Below are 17713 nucleotides of genomic sequence, written 5' to 3' on the forward strand. Positions count from 1 at the left end.
TCTTGCAGCAGAACGCGTTGTGCGTCGCACTGGGCCAGCACGACGAAGCGCTCATGACCATCGTCGGCGCGGAGGACTGCCAAGGCCGGCAGCGGCGCCAGGGCCAGACGCTTCAGGTCGGTGGCGCTGCGCTTGGCATTCAGCCCGAGTTGTCTGGCTGCGCGCAGAAGCGTCGCGGTGTCGATGGTGTCATTGGTGTCACTGGGTGACAGGCCGAGCTGATGCGCCAGGGTCGCGGGGTCGGCTGCAACGTGATGGAAGCGGGCGATCGTGCAAAGGGCCGCCAACGGCGCCATAGCCGAGACCCGCTGAGCAGCCTCTGACTCACCCTCCGGACCCGAGAATGCAGCGGCTACTGCCGTGCCTGCGACCACGCCTGTCATCGACCTCTCCCTGCTGAACTCTGCGGTTCAGGTCGTCGGAAGATAACCGACTCAGATCGGTTTGCGACCAGACCCCTGCACAAATATATGGACGTTGGATTGCGCCTACGGAAGGTCTCATCAAGACACCAACGTCAAAGATCGTCGCCGCACGAAAGGGACGAAGTGATCTTGCGTTCAGGTCGTCCGGAAGTCGTGCTCGAGCGCAGTGCCTGCGCCTGCGCCTGCGCCTGCGCCTGCGCCTGCGCCTGCGCCTGCGGACCGCCAGCATGTGATGCTCCGAGCGCCAAGATCCGCCATTCGCCGAAGGCGATGGGCTCGCGTGGCCAGTCGTCGGCTCGGGCCGGGCACCGCACCCCGCGCTGCAACAACAGCACCGCGCGCATCACCCCCGCGTGCGTGACCCACAGCGCGTCGCGACCCGACACGCGCCAGGCGTCCCACGCCTGGCCGACCCGTGTCATGAAGAGGCGCGTGCTCTCGCCATGCGTGCCGGCGCGCCCATCGGCGAAGTCGGCCATCCAGGCGTCGAAGTCGGTGCGGGCGATGCGGTCCCAGGGCTGGCCTTCCCAGGCGCCGAAGTCCATCTCGGCCAGGCGCGGGTCGATCGTCGCTTGCGACAGCGCCTGTCGCTGCGCGGCGATGGCGCGGGCCAGCGCCGCGCAGCGCTGCAGGGGCGAGGTGTGGAGGGTGATGTCCGCCGGCAGCAGCGGCGCGATCTGTGCGGCGACCGCCTGCGTGGCCTGGGCCGCGCACGGCAGGTCGGTGCGGCCGTAGCAAAGGCCCGCCGGCGCGTCGACCGGCGCGTGCCGCAGCAGCCAGAGCGTGCTCACCGTGCGCTCACAGCCGCGCCGCCAGCGCGAGGTAGATCGCGAGTTCGCTCAGCTGCTGCGTGGCGCCGAGCCCGTCGCCGGTGAAGCCGCCGAGCCGGCGGCGCAGCAGGCGCACCATGAAGACGGCGACCCCCGCGGCCGCGAGCAAGGCCGCCACGCCGTTCACGACGCCGCCCACGACCACCAGCAGCGCCGCGGCCGGCAGCGACCACCCCACCGCCACGGCCACCGAGGCGCCGCTCACCGCATCGGCCATCGGCTTGGACTTGCCGCCCTCGCCGCCGACGTAGGGCGACGCGCGCATCACGGCCAGCGGCGCGAGCCGCGACAGCACATGGGCGGCCAGCAACGCCGCACACACGACGAAGGCGCCCTGCCCGGCCAGCGCCGCCAGCAGCGCGAACTTGAGCCCCAGCGCCAGCACCACGGCAATGGCGCCGAAGGCGCCGATGCGCGAGTCCTTCATGATCTCCAACGCACGCTCGCGGGTCGACGCACCGCCCAGGCCATCGGCCACGTCGGCCAGGCCGTCTTCATGGAAGGCGCCGGTGACGAGCACCGTCACCACCGTGCACAGCACCGCGGCGACCAGCGGCGGCCACAGCGCGAGCGCGCCGGCCAGTGCCAGTGCGCCGATCGCGCCGACGACCCAGCCGACCGCCGGAAAGTGCGCGGCACTCGCCCGCAGCATCGCCGGGCTGTAGCCGACCCATTGCGCGAGCCGGCCGGTGACGGGGATGCGGGTGAAGAACTGAAGCGCCAGCAGGAAATGACGCACGCCGCTCACGGCGCGTCCTTGCGCGCCACACCGGCGGCCTCGAAGCTGGCCATGTCGCGCAGCACGGCGCAGGCCGATTCGAGCAGCGGCCAGGCCAGCGCGGCGCCAGAGCCCTCGCCCAGCCGCAGATCCAGGTGCAGCAGCGGGTCGAGCCCCAGGTGCGCCAGCAGCAGCGCATGGCCCGGCTCGGCCGACACATGCGCCGCGACGCAGCGCTGCACCACCTGCGGCCGCAGCGCCTGCGCCACCAGCACGGCCGCGCTGGCGATGAAACCGTCGACCACGATCACGCGACGCTCCTCGGCCGCCTGTAGCACGGCGCCGACCAGGGTCGCGACCTCGAAGCCGCCGAAGGCGGCCAACGCGTCGAGCGGCGCGGCGGCATCGGCATGCAGCGCGAGCACGTCGCGCAGCACGCGCGCCTTGCGGGCGCGGCCCTCGGCGTCGAGGCCGGTGCCGGCGCCTGTGCAGGCCTCGATGTCGTGGCCGACCAGACGCGCCAGCAGCATCGCGGCCACCGAGCTGTTGCCGATGCCCATCTCGCCGAGCAGCAGCGCGTTGCCGGGCAGCTCGCGCACGATCGCCATGCCGTTGGCCACGGCTTCGGCGCACTGCGCGGCGCTCATCGCCGGGCCGGTCGACGCATCGGCCGTGCCTTGCGCCACCTTCCGCACGACCAATCCGTCGCGCGGCGTGAAGTCGCGGCGCACGCCGCAGTCGACCACCGTCAGCGCCAGGCCGTGCTGACGCGCCAGCACGCTCACGGCGGCACCGCCGGCCAGGAAGGTCTCGACCATCTGCCAGGTCACGTCGCCCGGATAGGCCGACACGCCGCGCGCCGCCAGGCCGTGGTCGGCCGCACAGACCAGCATCTGCGGCTGCGCCAGCCTGGGCGCTTCGCTGTCGAGGATCGTGCCGATCCGCAGCGCCAGCGCCTCGAGGCGGCCCAGCGCGCCGAGCGGCTTGGTCTTGTTGTCGATCGCGTGCTGAAGTCGACCGGTCAGGGCGGCGTCGTGCAGATCGACGACGGGAGGAAGCGTGAGTGTGGACATGGGCTCAATCGATCAGGGAAGACAACACACCGGGTGCGAAATGCGCATCGATGAAATCGGCGAGGCCATCGAAGACGGCATCGAGTGTGGGCGCGGTGGCGCCGAACAGCGCCTGCAGCACGGCCGGGTCTTCGAACAGGCCGTGCAGGTACACGCCCAGCACGTTGCCCGCCGCGTTCTGCCAGGCCAGGCCGTCGGGCATCGCGGCATGCGCGCGGTCGCCGGCCGCGGCCATCGCGCTGTGCTCGGCCGTCTGGCCGTGGTGGATCTCGTAGCCGCGCGCACCGACGTTCGACAGCGCAGCCCATGCGCCGTGCAGGTTCGCGAAGGTGGCCTCGCGCTGGCGCACCGTCTTGTCGGGCGCGAACACCGTGACCAGCGGCAGCAGCCCCAGGCCCGGCGCGTTGCCGTCGATGCCGTGCGGGTCGATCAGCGCCTCGCCCAGCATCTGCAGCCCGCCGCACACGCCCAGCACCCGGCCGCCGCGCGCGGCGTGCGCCGCCACGGCGCGGTCCAGCCCCTGCGCGCGCAGCCAGGCCAGGTCGCCGCTGGTGTGCTTGGAGCCGGGCAGCACGACCCAGTCGGCATCGGACAGCTCGGCCGGGCTGCGGACCCAGCGCAGGCGCACGCCGGGCATGTTCTTCAGCGGCTGGAATTCGTCGAGGTTGCTGATGCGTGGGTAGGCCACGACTGCGATTACCGGTGGCCGACCGAGCGCCGCCGGGCCGCCCCAAGGCGCGAGCGCCCCCTCGGGGGGCAGCGAGGACACGCCAGTGCCGAGCGTGGGGGTCCACGTTTCACGGTCGTCGAAAACGCCGTCCTCCTCCGCCAGGCCGTGCTGCCACCACATCGGCAGCGTCGCGACGGTCGGCACGCCGGTCATGTCCTGCAGCATCTGCGGCGCCGGCGCGAGCAGCGCCGCGTCGCCGCGAAACTTGTTGAGCACGAAGCCGCGCAGCAACGCGCGGTCGGCCTCGGGCATCAGCGCCCAGGTGCCGTAGAGATGCGCGAAGGCGCCGCCGCGGTCGATGTCGGTCACCAGCAGGCAGCGTGCCTCGGCGTGGCGCGCGACGCGCAGGTTGACGATGTCGCTGGCCATCAGGTTGATCTCGGCCGGCGAGCCGGCGCCTTCGATCACCACCACGTCGTTCTCGGCGCGCAGCGCGTCGAGCGACGCGGCGATCTGCGGCCACACGCGCTCGCTGCGGCCGCGCCACGGCAGCGCGGTGAGTTCGGCACTCACCTGCCCCAGCAGCACGACCTGACTGTGCGTGTCGCGCTCGGGCTTGAGCAGCAGCGGGTTCATGCGCACCTCGGGCATGGCGCGGGCGGCCAGCGCCTGGAAGTACTGAGCGCTGCCGATCTCGCCGCCCTCCACCACCCGCGCGTTGTTGCTCATGTTCTGCGCCTTGAAAGGCGCCACGCGCAAGCCTTGTCGGGCGTAGTGGCGGCACAGCGCGGTGGCCAGCCAGCTCTTGCCGGCGCCGCTCGTTGTTCCCAGAACCATCACGCATTTCGCTGTCATGGGGCGATTGTCGTCGGCGTCAACGCGGCGGGCGGGCGTCAGCGACAACAGGCTCGAATTCATAGAATCGATCGAAAACGAGGGGCGACATCCGACGGCGGACGACCCCTTCAAACAATCACATGACTTCCACCGACATCCATCTCCTGCTCACCGCCCTGGCCAGCGTCCTGCTGCTGGTCGCCCTCATCGTCTCGCGCGTGCGCATGCACCCACTCGTCGCCTTGCTGGTCGTCTGCGTCGGCGTCGGGCTGGCCACCGGCATGGAGCTCGGCGAGATCGCCAGGAATATCACCAACGGCGCCGGCAAGACGCTCGGCGCGGTCGGCGTGGTCATCGCGCTGGGCGCGATGCTCGGGAAGATCCTCGCCGATGCGGGCATCACCGAGCAGATCGCCAACGCGCTGCTGCGCCACGCCTCGGACCGCCTGATTCCCTGGGCCATGACCCTTGTCGCCTTCATCGTCGGCATCCCGATGTTCTTCGAGGTGGGCCTGGTGGTGATGTTGCCGCTGGTCTTCAGCGTGGCGCGCAAGCTCGAGGGGCGCGAGCGCTTCAAGGGCTCGGCCTATGTGTACGTCGGCGTGCCGGTCATCGCCGCGCTGGCCGCGATGCACGGCATGGTGCCGCCGCACCCCGGTCCACTGACCGCCATCGCCGCGCTCAAGACCAGCGTCGGCCCGACGATGCTCTACGGCTTCGTCGCGGCCCTGCCCGCCATGGTGCTGGCCGGGCCGCTGTACGGCGCCTTCATCGCGCCGCGCATGACCACCCGCCCCGACCAGGCCTTGCTGGACCAGTTCACGCTCACGCAAAAGCATGCGGCCAGCGCCGCCAACCCGCCCGGCGTGGCCCTGGGCGCCTTCGCGGCGCTGCTGCCCGCCCTGCTGATGCTGGTGCACGCGTTGAGCGAAACGTTTCTGGCCAAGAGTTCGGCCATGGCCGGTGCCGCGGCGTTCATCGGCAACCCGATCATCGCGATGCTGCTCGGCGTGCTGTTCGCTGCGGTGGCCCTGGTGTATGCGCGCGGTGGCGACGCCGAAGACCTGCGCGATGCCATGGGCGCCAGCCTCAAGCCCATCGCCGGGATCATGCTGATCATCGCGGGTGGCGGCGCCTTCCAGCAGATCCTGACCAGCGCCAAGGTCGGTGATGCGATCGTGCACCTGACCCAGCAGTTCGCCTTTCCGCCGCTCGTCCTCGGCTGGCTCATCGCCATGCTGCTATCGGTGTCCACCGGCTCCGCCACGGTCGGCATCGTGGGCGCGGCCGGCCTGTTGGCGCCGCTGGCCGGTGCCGACCCCACCCTCAATCTGCCGCTGTTGGCGCTGTCGATCGGCAGCGGCTCGCTGTTCTTCAACTACGCCAACCACGCCGGCTTCTGGCTGGTGAAGGAATCGTTCAGCATGTCCATGGGCGAGGCGACCCGGACCATCACGGTGGTGCAGTCGATCGTGGCGCTGGTGGGCTTGGGGATGGTGCTCTTGATGAACGTGGCGATGCCGGTGAAATAGCCGGTCGGGGCGGCCGCCGAGGCAATCGGGACAAAGTGGCCTACGGCTTGCGCCCCCAAACCATCGCAACAGACAGCGGACGCTGAAAGATCCCGCGCGCATCGAGCCGGCCGGCGAGATTGGAACGCAACTCGGCTTCGATCGTGTCGTGGAGCGACGGCGGTACTTCCTCCCACAGCCGCATGGACCGGACGTGTGCCACGGTCTGAGTCAGGGAAAGATGCTCGATCACCGGGATGACGGTCTCCTCGACCGCATCGAAACCGAAGGCGTCGAGCGTCGTCGCGGGCCGGTAGTCGCGCTTCGGGCGGGCGCTCGAGAGTGCGACATGGCGGCTGACGATCTCGACGATGGATTCACGAAAATCGCCGACGTCGTTCTTGTTGACGACGACGAAGGCCGCGCCGCGTCGCAGCACGCGCTGGATGCTGCGAACGGACGCTTCATCGGAAAACCAATGAAACGCGCCGAACGCCGTGGCTCCGTCGAACGCCGCATCCGGGAAATCGAGCTGGCTGGCGGTTGCGACCTGGTAGCGGCCTGCCGCGCCCAGCGCGCGGGCTTCATCGACCATATCCGCGTCCACGTCAGTGCCGACCATCCGGAAGCCGCGCGCCGCCAGTTGCCGCGTTGCGATGCCCGTTCCACAGCCGATGTCGAGGATCGAGTGACCGCGCGTCGCGCCGACAATGTCGGCGACCCGGTCGACGACTTCCTCGGCATAAGACAGGCGCGTCGTGTTGTAGATCGCTGCCGATTCCCCAAATGACATGGTCGTTCCGAAGGTGAGGCGAGAAGGAGCGACTGTGCGCCCAACATGCCACGGTGACCTGACCCAACTGTCGACGTGATGAACAGCCCGCGCCCATGAAAGTTAATACAATAGACTACATGCAAGCCACCCACGACCTCGCCCTCACTGTTCAGCAACGCGCCGATGGCCAGTACGTCTGGCTGATGATGGCGGCCACGGAGCCGGTCGCCGGTTCCGACGCCCTGTACTACCGCCCAGCCTGCTCCGCGGTGGCCGCGCAGGCCACCTACTCCAGCGCCTTCTCGATCGGCGTGGCCGAACTCATGCGCGTGGCTGCGGCCGGCTCGGTCGCGGCCAACTGAACATCGCCCCAGCCGCCGCCGATCGCGCGGATCAGGCCGACCGTCGCCTGGTACTGCGCCGAGCGCACCTGCAGCGCCTGGCGGCGGTTGCGCAGTTCGCTGCGCCGGGCGTCCAGCAGGTCGAGCTGGCTGACGTAGCCGTTGCGGTAGCGCGTATCCGACAGCGCCGTGGCCCGCGCCGCTGAACTCACGGCCCGCGCCTGCACCACTGCCTGCTCGTCCAGCAGCCGCAACGAGGCCAGTTGATCTTCGACCTCCTGGAAGGCGACGAGCACCTGCGACCGGTAGGTGGCCAGCGCGCCGTCGAGCCGGGCCGATGCACTCTGCACGCCCGCCTCGCGACGGCCGCCGTCGAGGATGGGGAGCGACAGCAGCGCGCCGATGCCCCATGAGCGGGCCGACCACTTGAACAAGTCGCCCAGTTCGGGCGACGCGTAGCCGCCGCCACCGGTCAGCGAGATGCTCGGGAACCACGCCGTCTGCGCCACGCCGACACGCGCCTGCGCGGCCATCACGGTCTTCTGCGCCGCCAGCACGTCGGGCCGGCGCTCGAGCACCGTCGACGGCAGGCCGGCGGGGATGCTCGGCAGCGCGGTGCGCCACGCTTCGCGCGTCAGGCTGAACTGCGAGGCGGTCTCGCCCAGCAGCACGGCCAGGGCGTGTTCCGCCAGCGCGCGCTGGCGGTCGAGCGCCAGCGCGTCGGATTCGGTCGAGGCCAGCTCGGTCTGCACACGCGCGACATCGAGCTCGGCCAGGTCGCCGGCGCGCTCGCGCCGCTCGGTCAGGCGCAGCGTGTCGCGGTAGGCCTCGACGGTGTCGCGCATCAGCGTGCGCTCGTCGTCGAGCGCGCGCAGCGCCAGGTAGTTCTGCGCGACCTCGGCCTGGACCAGCAGTTTGGCGCTCTGCAGCAGCGCGGCGCTGCCCTGCGCGTCGAGTGCCGCGGCATCGCTGGCGCCGGAGAGGCGGCCGAACAGGTCCAGTTCGTAGGACACGCTGGCACCGGCGTTCAGCAGGGTCGACGGCCGGTTGCTCTGGTTGCGGTCCAGGCCCTGCGATCGGCTCGCGCCGCCGCCCAGGCCGACCTGCACCGACCGGTCGGCGTCGACGCTGCGCGCCAGCGCGCGCGCCTCGGCCAGCCGCGCGGCGGCCTGCTGGATGCTGGTGTTGCTGGCGCCGGCACGGGCGACCAGGTCGTCGAGCACGGGGTCGTTGAAGGCGCGCCACCAGTCGCCGGCGGGCTGCACAGGGGCCGTGCCGGCCTGCGCCGTCGGCGCTTCCTTGAACTGCGCCGGGGCGGCCACCGTGGCCGGCAGCTCGGCCACCGAGGCACAGCCGGCGAGCACCAGCGCGGCGGCCAGCGGCGTGAGCCAGTGGGCGAAAGAGGATGAAAGGCTTGTCATGAGGAAAGGCTCCTGCGTCGGGCGTCGTGCGCCGTTCATTCGATCGGGTGGCGGGGTGCCGCCGGGTGCGGGTGCAGCGGGGCGCCGCCGCCGCCGTGCACCACCGAGAGGTCGCCGGCCGGGGCAAACGCCTCGACGTCGTGCGGCACCTCGCCGTGCTGCTTGAGCGGGCGGTTGCCCGTGAGGCGGCGCAGCAACACGTAGAACACCGGTGTCAGGAACAGGCCGAAGGCCGTCACGCCGATCATCCCGGCGAACACCGCCACGCCCATCGCCTTGCGCATTTCGGAGCCGGCACCGGTCGAGAGCACCAGGGGCAGCACACCCATCACGAAGGCCAGCGAGGTCATCAGGATGGGGCGCAACCGCAGGCGGCTGGCCTCGATGGCGGCCTGGATCGGCGTTCGCCCGGCGAATTCGAGCTCTCGGGCGAACTCCACGATCAGGATCGCGTTCTTCGCACTCAGCCCCACCAGCACGATCAGCCCGATCTGCGTGAAGACGTTGTTGTCGCCCCCCGAGATCCAGACACCGGTCATGGCGGCGAGCAGGCCCATCGGCACGATCAGGATGATCGCGATCGGCAGCGTCAGGCTCTCGTACTGCGCGGCGAGCACCAGGAACACCAGCAGCAGCGCCAGCGGGAAGACGAGGAAGGCGGAGTTGCCGGCCAGGATTTCCTGGTACGTCAGCTCGGTCCACTCGAAGCCGATGCCCTGCGGCAGCGTCTCGGCGGCGATGCGCTTGATGGCGTCCTGCGCCTGCCCCGACGAATAGCCGGGGGCCGGGCCGCCGTTGATGTCGGCCGTGAGGTAGCCGTTGTAGCGCATGGCGCGTTCCGGGCCGAAGCTCGCGTTGACCTTCATCAGCGCCGACAGCGGCACCATCTCGCCGGTGGTCGAGCGCACCTTCAGCAGGCCCACGTCTTCGGCACGGGCGCGGTACGGTGCGTCGGCCTGGACCCGCACCGAGTACGTGCGGCCGAACTTGTTGAAGTCGTTCGCATACAGGCTGCCCAGGTAGATCTGCATGGTGTCGAAGATGTCCGTCACCGGCACGCCGAGCTGGCGCGCCTTGGTGCGGTCGATGTCGGCGTACAGCTGCGGCACGTTGACCTGCCAGCTGGTGAACATGCCGGCCAGTTCAGGTGCCTGCCGTGCCTTGCCGATGAAGGCCTTCACGGCTGCGTCCATCTGGTCGTAGCCCAGCGAGGCGCGGTCTTCCACCTGCAGCTTGAAGCCGCCCGTGGTGCCCAGGCCCGCCACCGGGGGCGGCGGGAACATCACGATGAAGGCATCCTGGATGCTGGCGAAAGCCCCGTTGAGCTGGCCCGCGACGGCGCCGCCACTCTGGTCCTTGCGCTCGCGCTCTGCGAACGGCTTGAGCGTGGCGAACACGATGCCCGAGTTCGAGCTGTTGGTGAAGCCGTTGATCGACAGACCCGGGAAGGCGATGGCGTCTTCGATGTTCGGGTTCTTCTTCATGATCTCGCCCATGCGGTGGATCACGTCTTCGGTGCGGTCGAGCGTGGCGCCGTCGGGCAGCTGCGCGAAGCCGATCAGGTACTGCTTGTCCTGGGCTGGCACGAAGCCGCTCGGTACCGCCTTGAACAGGCCGAAGGTCACGCCGATCAGCGCCAGATACACCACCATCATCAGCGTCTTGCGCCCGATCACGCCCTTGACACCGCCGCTGTAGGCCTCGGAACCGCGATGGAACAGCTTGTTGAAACCGCGGAACAGCCAGCCGAGGTACTTGTCCATGAAGCGCGTCAGCGCATCCTTGGGTTGGTCATGGCCACGCAGCAGCAAGGCGGCGAGCGCGGGCGACAGCGTGAGCGAGTTGATCGCCGAGATCACCGTCGAGATCGCGATGGTCACCGCGAACTGGCGGTAGAACTGCCCGGTGAGGCCGCTGATGAAGGCCAGCGGCACGAACACGGCCACCAGCACCAGCGCGATCGCGATGATGGGGCCCGACACCTCGCGCATGGCGCGGTAGGTGGCGTCGCGCGGACTCAGCCCCGCCTCGATGTTGCGCTCGACGTTCTCCACCACCACGATGGCGTCGTCCACCACGATGCCGATCGCCAGCACCAGCCCGAACAGGCTCAGTGCGTTGATCGAGAAGCCCAGGATGTGCAGCACCGCGAAAGTCCCGATGACCGACACCGGCACGGCCAGCAGCGGAATGATGGACGCGCGCCAGGTCTGCAGGAACAGGATCACCACCAGCACGACCAGCAGGATGGCCTCGAGCAGCGTGTGCACCACCGATTCGATGGACGCACGCACGAACTGCGTCGGGTCGTAGGCGATGCGGTATTCCACGCCCTCGGGCATGTTCTTGGCCAGCTCGTCCATCGTGGCGCGCACGTCGCGCGAGATGTCGAGCGCGTTGGAGCCGGGCGACTGGAACACGCCCATGCCGACGGCCGGGTCGTTGTTCAGCAGCGAGCGCAGCGAGTAGTCGGCGGCGCCCATCTCGAGGCGGCCGATGTCGCGCAGGCGGGTCACGGCGCCGTCGGTGCCGGTCTTCACGATGATGTCGCCGAACTCTTCCTCGCTCTGCAGGCGGCCCTGCGCGTTGATCGACAGCTGCATGTCCACGCCGGGCAGACCCGGCGATGCGCCGACCACGCCGGCCGCCGCCTGGATGTTCTGGCCGCGGATGGCCGCCACCACGTCGCTGGCCGAGAGGCCGCGCTGCGCGACCTTCTGCGGGTCGAGCCAGACGCGCATCGCGTAGTCGCCGCCGCCGAAGATCTGCACCTGGCCCACGCCCTGGATGCGCGCGAGCCGGTCCTTGACGTTGAGCACCGCGTAGTTGCGCAGGTAGTTGATGTCGTAGCGGTTGTTGGGCGACACCATGTGCACGACCATCGTCAGGTCGGGTGCGCTCTTGATGGTCGTGATGCCGAGCCGGCGCACTTCCTCAGGCAGGCGCGGCTCGGCCTGCGAGACGCGGTTCTGCACCAGCTGCTGCGCCTTGTCCGGGTCGGTGCCCAGCTTAAAGGTCACGGTCAGCGTCATCACGCCGTCGGTGGTCGCCTGGCTGCCCATGTAGAGCATGCCCTCGACCCCGTTGATCTGCTCCTCGATCGGCGTCGCCACCGTCTCGGCGATCACCTTCGGGTTGGCGCCCGGGTACTGGGCGCGCACCACCACCGAGGGCGGCGCGACTTCGGGGTATTCGGAGATCGGCAGCGCCCGCATGGCGATCAGCCCGGCGATGAGGATCAGCACCGACAGCACGCCGGCAAAGATCGGCCTGTCGATGAAGAATTTGGAGAGATTCATGGTGTTCTTTCAGAGCGGCGGCAAGGGAAACGCGCCCGGGCTCACTTCGTCGCGGCGACCTGGGTGGCAGCGGCCTGGGTCTTGGCCTGCGCCGCGTCCATCGGCACCACCGCCGGCTCGACCAGCGTGCCGGGGCGCACGTGCTGCAGGCCGTTGACGACCACGCGTTCACCCGCCTTCAGGCCCTGCGTGACCACGCGCAGGCCGTTGGCCGGCGCGCCCAGCACGACTTCGCGGTACTCGGTCTTGTTCTCGCCGTTCACGACCATCACAAACTTCTTGTTCTGGTCGGTGCCCACGGCGCGCTCGCTCACCAGCACCACGCGGCTGGTGTGGGCCTGGCCCATGCGGATGCGGGCGAACTGGCCGGGGATCAGCGAACCGTCCTGGTTGTCGAAGGCGGCGCGCACGCGCACCGTGCCGCTGCGGGCGTCGACCTGGTTGTCGATCAGCTGCAGCTTGCCCTCGAAGGGCGTGCCCTCGGTGGCGGCCGTGCCCATCTGCACCGGGATCTGGTCGAGTGGCCTGCGCGCGCCGGCGCCGCTGCTCGCCATGTCCTTGAGCGCCTTGCCCACGATCTGCTCGTCGGCGTCGAAGCTCGCGTAGATCGGGCTGACCGAGACCAGCGTGGTCAGCACCGGCGCACCGGGGCCGGCGGCCACCAGGTTGCCGACCGTGACCTCGATCCGGCCGATGCGGCCCGCCACCGGCGCCCGCACCTGCGTGTAGCCCAGGTTCAGGCGCGCGCTCTGCAGCGATGCCTGCGCGGCACGCAGACTGGCTTCGGCCTCGCGGCCGGCGTTGCTGCGTTCGTCCAGTTCACGCTGGGCGATGGCGCGCTCGTCCCACAGGCGCTTGGCGCGTTCCTGCTCGCTGCGGCTGAAGGCGGCGCGGGCCTGGGCCGACGCGACCTGCGCTTCGGCGCGGTCGACCTCGGCCGCGTACGGCGCCGGGTCGATGGTGATCAGCAGGTCGCCCTTCTTCACCAGCGAGCCTTCGCGGAAATGCACCGACTGCACCGCACCGGCGACCCGGGAGCGGACATCGACGCGCTCGACCGCCTCGAGCCGGCCCGAGAACTCGTCCCAGGCGGTGATCTCGGTCTGGGCGACGGTCGCGACCGACACCGGCGTGGCGCGCGGTGCGGTGGCCGCGGGCGTGTTCGCTTCGGCCTCCATCGGGCGCAGCCCGAACAGCGCCGAGACGATGGCAGCGACCGCGGTCAGCACGGTCACGGTGGGCCACAGGCCGCGGCGGGCGGTGGCGACGAGCGGGTTGGCTGGTTGCTTGTTCATGGTGATTTCCGTCCTCGAGGTGGTTTTTGAAAGCAAAAGGCCATCCGGCGCATGGCGCCGGGCGACAAAAGGGCCAGCCCCCGGGCATCCGGGTGCCGAAATTCAGAATGGAAGGGGATGCCGGCGGCCTGTCTCCGAGGCCCGCCGGCCGGCGCCTAGTGCGGCGGTTGCGTGGGCGTGCTCTCGAAGAACTCGCGGAAACGCTGCGTCACCAGCGGTGCGCACGGACAGTCGATGCAGGTGGCCGGATCGGCCAGCGCCTCGGGCCAGCCCTTGGCGGCATCGAGGACCTCGCTGCGCACCGGAATGCCGGCCTCTTCGAGCCGTTTCGCGTAGCGCACGGCCTCGTCGCGCATCGGGTCGCTCTGCCCAGTCAGGACCAGCGTCGGCGCCAGGTCGGCCAGGCGGCGGGACGAGCCCGGCACCGCGTACGGATGCTCCGCATCACGCGGGCAGCGCAGGTACTTCTGCCACCCTTCGCTGTACTTGCAGTCGGTCGCATCCCCCGTGGCCTGGCGCAGCGAGGCGGTGCCGGCGCACGGGTCGAGCATCGGCGACAGCAGGATCTGGCCGGCCAGCGGCGGATGGGCCCGGTCACGCGCGATCAGCGCCAGCGACGCGGCCAGGTTGCCGCCGGCTTCCTCGCCCGCCAGGTAGATGCGTGCGCCCTTCCCGCCCAGCTTGGTGCGCTGCTTGTAGAGCCATTCGAGCGCTTCGTAGCCGACCTCGATCGCGTCCGGAAAGGGATGCAGCGGCGCCAGCGGGTAGGCCATCGACACCACCGTGGCGCCCGCCGCCACCAGCATGCGCGCCACGGCGCGGCCGTCGTCCAGGTCGCCGTTGGCGAAGTTGCCGCCGTGCAGGTGCAGCACCAGCGGCCGATCGGCGGGCAGGCCCCGCCCGGTGCGCACGCCGTAGGTGCGGGCGGCCACCGGTTCCCGCTTGGGCAGCAGGATCGTGATGTCGTTCTCGGCCGCGGCCGGCAACGCGGCTAGGCCGGAAGACTCGGGGGCGGTGGGCACGGGACGGGTGGACATGGTGAACCTGTGGGCGGTCGGGTGGTTAGACGATGGATGAAATGTACGGGCGCCAGCCGGCACCGGAAGAGGTACTTTGCCATCTCACCGTTTCCCCACGACGAACAATCGACGCCGCGCCTGCGTGTGAGAATCCGCCCACGCAGCAGGGAGCTGCGGCAGCCAGCGGCCACAAGCCGACAAGAGAGCAGGAACAATCGGATGGATCAGATCCAGGCAATGCGGGTCTTCGCCCGCGTGGTGGAAACCGGCAGCTTCACGCGCGCGGCCGACTCGCTGGCCCTGCCCAAGGGCACGGTCACCAAGCAGATCCAGGCGCTGGAGGCGCGCGTGCGCGTCAAGCTGCTCAACCGCACCACCCGCCGAGTGACGGTCACGCCCGACGGCGCCGCCTATTACGAACGCGCCTCGCGGCTGCTCACCGAACTGGACGATCTCGACGCCAGCATGATCAACGCGCAGGCCAACCCGTCGGGGCGATTGCGCATCGACGTCGGCTCGTCGATGGCCAACCTGCTGCTGATTCCGGCCATCGAGAGCTTCTACGAGCGCTTCCCGGACATCCAGCTCGACATGGGCGTGTCGGACCGCATCGTCGACCTGATCGCCGACAACGTCGACTGCGTGATCCGTGTCGGCGAAATCAGCGACCAGTCGCTGGTGGCGCGCCGCATCGGCCACCTGCCCTTCATCAACGTCGCGTCGCCCGGCTACCTGCGCCGCCACGGCGTGCCCAAGCATCCGCACGACCTGGAGAAGAGCCATCGCGTGGTGAACCATTTCTCCGGCAGCACGCGGCGCATGTACCCGCTGGAGTTCAACAAGGACGGCGAGCACATCGAGCCCGATGCACCCTACCGCCTGGCGGTCAACGAAAGCAACTCGCACACCACGGCGGTGCTGGCCGGGCTGGGCGCCTCGCAGATGGTGACCTTCATCGCCCAGCCCTACCTGGACCGCGGCGAACTGGTTCAGATCATGCCGGACTGGACCCGCGAGCCGCTGCCGATCTACGTGGTGTACCCGCCCAACCGGCACCTGAGCGCCAAGGTGCGCGCCTTCGTCGATTGGACGGCGGAGCTGTTCGGCAAGCATCCGCAACTGCAGCTGCAGCGCAGCTGACCGGCGCAGCAGCGAGTCGGCTGTCGGCCTCCGCCGACACGCAGGGGCGCGTTGACCTGCCGTGCCCGGCGCCGTCGGTGGGCCATGGTCGTGCATCACCCACCGAATCACCACGGAGATGCGCATGACCACGCCCCCCAGACCCAGCCAGCCCGCCCACCACGACGAGCCCGAGATCACCCAGGAAGAATCCGTGCCCACCGACGGCAAGGACACCGAGGGCGAGGAAATGATGAAGCAGGTGCGCAACAAGAAGCTCGAGGAGCAGCCCGGCGAGGAGAAGTCCGGGGACTGACGCTCAGCGTGCGCGCAGCGACTGCACCGCGGCATACAGGGCCGCCTGCGAGGCCGGCGGCAGCACCGCCAGCCGCAGCGCCTCCGGCAGCCCGAACGACGCCGCCTCGCGCACCTTGATGCCATGGCCGCGCAGGCCGGCCGCCAGGGCCGCAAGAGGCTCCACACCGGGGCGCACGCAGAAGAAGCTGGCGACGCTCGGCAGGCATTCCCAGCCCAGCGATGCGCACATCGCCATCTGCTGCAGCTTCCATCCGGCCAGCGTTTCGCGAGTGCGTTCCAGACGCGCCCGTGATTCCGCCGAGGTCCAGGCGGCGAGCAGCGCGACCCCATGCCCGCCGACCGGCCACGAGGGCGCGAGCTGCACCACGGCCTCGCGCAGGTCACGGTCCGCGCGTGGCGCGATCGCGTAGGCCGCGCGGATGCCGGTCAGGCCGAGCGCCTTGTTCGGCGTGACGAGCTGCCAGACGCGATCCCGCTGCATCGCGTTCAGCGCCAGGGCGCCGTCCAGGCGCAGCGGTTCGTAGGCCAGGTCGAGCACGCAGGCCGCGCCGTCCGGCAGCCGGTCGATGCGCGCTCCGAGCCCCGCCTCCGGCTGGCCCAGCGGGCTCGACGGATCGCAGGCCCAATGCAGCGACGGCGCAGGGCCGCCCGCCCTTTCGCCGTCGTTCCAGGTCACCGCCGTCAACCCCCAGGCACGCGCCGCGCGCCGGTAGTCGCCATAGCCGTGCGGCGGCAGCGCGACATGGCGCCCTCCGCGCGACGCGAAGGCCGCGGTGATGCGGAAGATGAATTCGCTCGCGCTGGCCGCGACGACGATGCGCTCGGCATCGACGCCATGGAAACGGCCCAGCGTTTCGCGCAGCGCGGTGTACTGCGGATCGGGGTAGTGCGCAGCGTCGACCGCCTGCAGCGCAGCGAGCGCGACGGGGCACGGGCCACAGGCGTTGCCGTTGGTCGAGAAGTCGTGCGCCGCGACGCCCAGTGCATCGGGGCCGCCGTGCACGACGGCCGCGGTCGTCGACGAGGGAAAGGGAGAAACCATGGCGAAAGGAGGATACGCAAGGCCCGAGGCGGCCCCTCAGCCGCGCACGGCCCAGGCACCCAGGAAGAAGGCCAGCGTGGCCAGCGCCACCGCCGCACGCACGGCACGGCCACCGGCGCGCGCCGCGCGCGGCGTGTCGACGGACTGCGGCAGCCGCCCGTCGGCGTTCAACACATAGACGCCCGGCTTGCCCAGCCGCACGCCCAGGCGCAACGCCATCGCGGCCATCGGCCAGCCGCTGTTGGGCGACGGCGTTCGGCGGGCTTCGCGGCGCAGCGCGCGCCAGCCCGGGTGTCGCGCCAGGCCGTGCAGCAGCAGCGCGGTGATGCGCGCCGGCCCCCACGAGAGCAGGTCGTCGGCCCGCGCCGCCCACTTGCCCGCCCAGGTCCAGTCGCGGCCGTTGCGCAGGCCGAGGTAGCCCCACATCGCATCGGCCGTGTTGGCGAAGCGGTAGAGCGCCGCGCCCGGCAGGCCGAGGAGCACGAACCAGAAGAGCGGTGCGACCACCGAATCGTTGAGGTTCTCGGCCAGCGATTCGATCGCGCTTTCGCGCACCTCGGCCGCGCTCAACGCTCGCACGTCGCGGCTCACCAGCCGGGCGAGCTGGGCGCGGCCGGCCTCCAGCGACACACCCAAGGCAGCCTCGACCGCCATCACCTCGGTGCGCAGCATGCGCCAGGCGAGCAAGGGCTTGAGCAGTAGGCCGAGGCCGAGGGCGGTGGCCCAGAACGGCAACATCCACAAGGCGCGCTCGATGCCGAAGGCCACCCCACCGACCACGGCCGCACCGACACACCAGGCGAGCGCCCCGCCGGCAAAGGGCAAGGCGCGCGCCGTCGATGCGCCCATCGGCGCGATGCGCCGGCCGACCCATCCCAGGTAGTGACCGATCCACACCACCGGATGCCAGCGCGCGGGCGGCTCACCGAACACATGGTCGATCAGCAGCGCGATCCAGAGGGCCGCGCTCATCGTGCCGGCCATGCGCAGCGCGTCGAGCGTGGAGGCGGACACCGTCAT

Annotated in this window: 16 protein-coding genes; 4 read left to right on the plus strand and 12 right to left on the minus strand. The window is 70.3% G+C overall.

All coding sequences use genetic code 11. The annotated features are described in order from the left end of the window. The 5 genes from N8A90_RS08940 to N8A90_RS08960 all read right to left on the minus strand — a co-directional run. Nucleotides 1–383: cysteine peptidase family C39 domain-containing protein (locus tag N8A90_RS08940; protein WP_262074434.1), on the minus strand; the 383-nt coding region annotated here is incomplete at its 3' end. Nucleotides 384–517: 134 nt separating this feature from the next. Next, entirely contained in the window at nt 518–1216 is a 699-nt protein-coding gene (locus N8A90_RS08945) for a histidine phosphatase family protein (protein WP_262074438.1), read from the minus strand. Nucleotides 1217–1223: 7 nt separating this feature from the next. Continuing rightward, complete coding sequence (gene cobS / locus N8A90_RS08950) at nt 1224–2003, minus strand: adenosylcobinamide-GDP ribazoletransferase (protein WP_262074440.1); 780 nt, start codon at nt 2001–2003, stop codon at nt 1224–1226. Continuing rightward, entirely contained in the window at nt 2000–3046 is a 1047-nt protein-coding gene (gene cobT / locus N8A90_RS08955) for a nicotinate-nucleotide--dimethylbenzimidazole phosphoribosyltransferase (protein WP_262074442.1), read from the minus strand. Before cobT ends, cobS begins: the two co-directional genes overlap by 4 nt. Before the next feature lie 4 nt (nt 3047–3050). Beyond that, nucleotides 3051–4634, minus strand: coding sequence for a cobyric acid synthase (locus N8A90_RS08960; RefSeq protein ID WP_410087656.1), 1584 nt, complete (start codon nt 4632–4634; stop codon nt 3051–3053). Between the two features lie 59 nt (nt 4635–4693). Between N8A90_RS08960 and N8A90_RS08965 the strand changes: the two genes are divergently transcribed. After that, nucleotides 4694–6085, plus strand: coding sequence for a GntP family permease (locus N8A90_RS08965; RefSeq protein WP_262074444.1), 1392 nt, complete (start codon nt 4694–4696; stop codon nt 6083–6085). A 40-nt stretch (nt 6086–6125) separates the two neighbouring features. On the opposite strand, the gene N8A90_RS08970 is transcribed toward N8A90_RS08965, so the two are convergent. After that, nucleotides 6126–6857: a class I SAM-dependent methyltransferase gene (locus N8A90_RS08970; protein WP_262074446.1), complete on the minus strand. Its 732-nt coding sequence runs from the start codon at nt 6855–6857 to the stop codon at nt 6126–6128. A gap of 119 nt (nt 6858–6976) precedes the next feature. On the opposite strand from N8A90_RS08970, the gene N8A90_RS08975 reads away from it, so the two are divergent. Further along, a complete protein-coding gene (locus N8A90_RS08975) occupies nt 6977–7201 on the plus strand; it encodes a hypothetical protein (protein ID WP_262074447.1) in 225 nt (74 codons plus the stop codon). Here the strand turns inward: N8A90_RS08975 and N8A90_RS08980 are convergent. The 4 genes from N8A90_RS08980 to N8A90_RS08995 form a co-directional block, all read right to left on the minus strand. Further along, entirely contained in the window at nt 7126–8601 is a 1476-nt protein-coding gene (locus N8A90_RS08980; RefSeq protein ID WP_262074448.1) for an efflux transporter outer membrane subunit, read from the minus strand. The two genes, N8A90_RS08975 and N8A90_RS08980, sit on opposite strands and share 76 nt — an antisense overlap. Nucleotides 8602–8636: 35 nt before the next feature. Beyond that, nucleotides 8637–11900, minus strand: coding sequence for an efflux RND transporter permease subunit (locus tag N8A90_RS08985; protein WP_262074451.1), 3264 nt, complete (start codon nt 11898–11900; stop codon nt 8637–8639). Nucleotides 11901–11941: 41 nt separating this feature from the next. Next, nucleotides 11942–13195, minus strand: a complete 1254-nt coding sequence (locus N8A90_RS08990) for an efflux RND transporter periplasmic adaptor subunit (RefSeq protein WP_262074453.1) — start codon at nt 13193–13195, stop codon at nt 11942–11944. 155 nt (nt 13196–13350) lie between these two features. Continuing rightward, nucleotides 13351–14232 carry an alpha/beta hydrolase gene (locus tag N8A90_RS08995; protein WP_262074454.1) on the minus strand — a complete coding sequence of 294 codons (882 nt, stop codon included), beginning with the start codon at nt 14230–14232 and terminating at the stop codon, nt 13351–13353. A 201-nt stretch (nt 14233–14433) separates the two neighbouring features. Here N8A90_RS08995 and N8A90_RS09000 point away from each other — a divergent pair, with 201 nt between their 5' ends. Continuing rightward, nucleotides 14434–15354, plus strand: coding sequence for a LysR family transcriptional regulator (locus tag N8A90_RS09000; protein ID WP_262074457.1), 921 nt, complete (start codon nt 14434–14436; stop codon nt 15352–15354). A 124-nt stretch (nt 15355–15478) separates the two neighbouring features. Next, nucleotides 15479–15649 carry a hypothetical protein gene (locus N8A90_RS09005; RefSeq protein ID WP_262074459.1) on the plus strand — a complete coding sequence of 57 codons (171 nt, stop codon included), beginning with the start codon at nt 15479–15481 and terminating at the stop codon, nt 15647–15649. A 3-nt stretch (nt 15650–15652) separates the two neighbouring features. Here the strand turns inward: N8A90_RS09005 and N8A90_RS09010 are convergent, their stop codons facing one another. Then, nucleotides 15653–16693: an aminotransferase class I/II-fold pyridoxal phosphate-dependent enzyme gene (locus tag N8A90_RS09010; RefSeq protein ID WP_262074460.1), complete on the minus strand. Its 1041-nt coding sequence runs from the start codon at nt 16691–16693 to the stop codon at nt 15653–15655. Between the two features lie 36 nt (nt 16694–16729). Beyond that, a complete protein-coding gene (gene cbiB, locus N8A90_RS09015) occupies nt 16730–17713 on the minus strand; it encodes an adenosylcobinamide-phosphate synthase CbiB (protein WP_262074461.1) in 984 nt (327 codons plus the stop codon).

It is taken from the genome of Variovorax sp. N23, from assembly GCF_025486315.1.
Lineage (GTDB): Bacteria > Pseudomonadota > Gammaproteobacteria > Burkholderiales > Burkholderiaceae_C > Variovorax.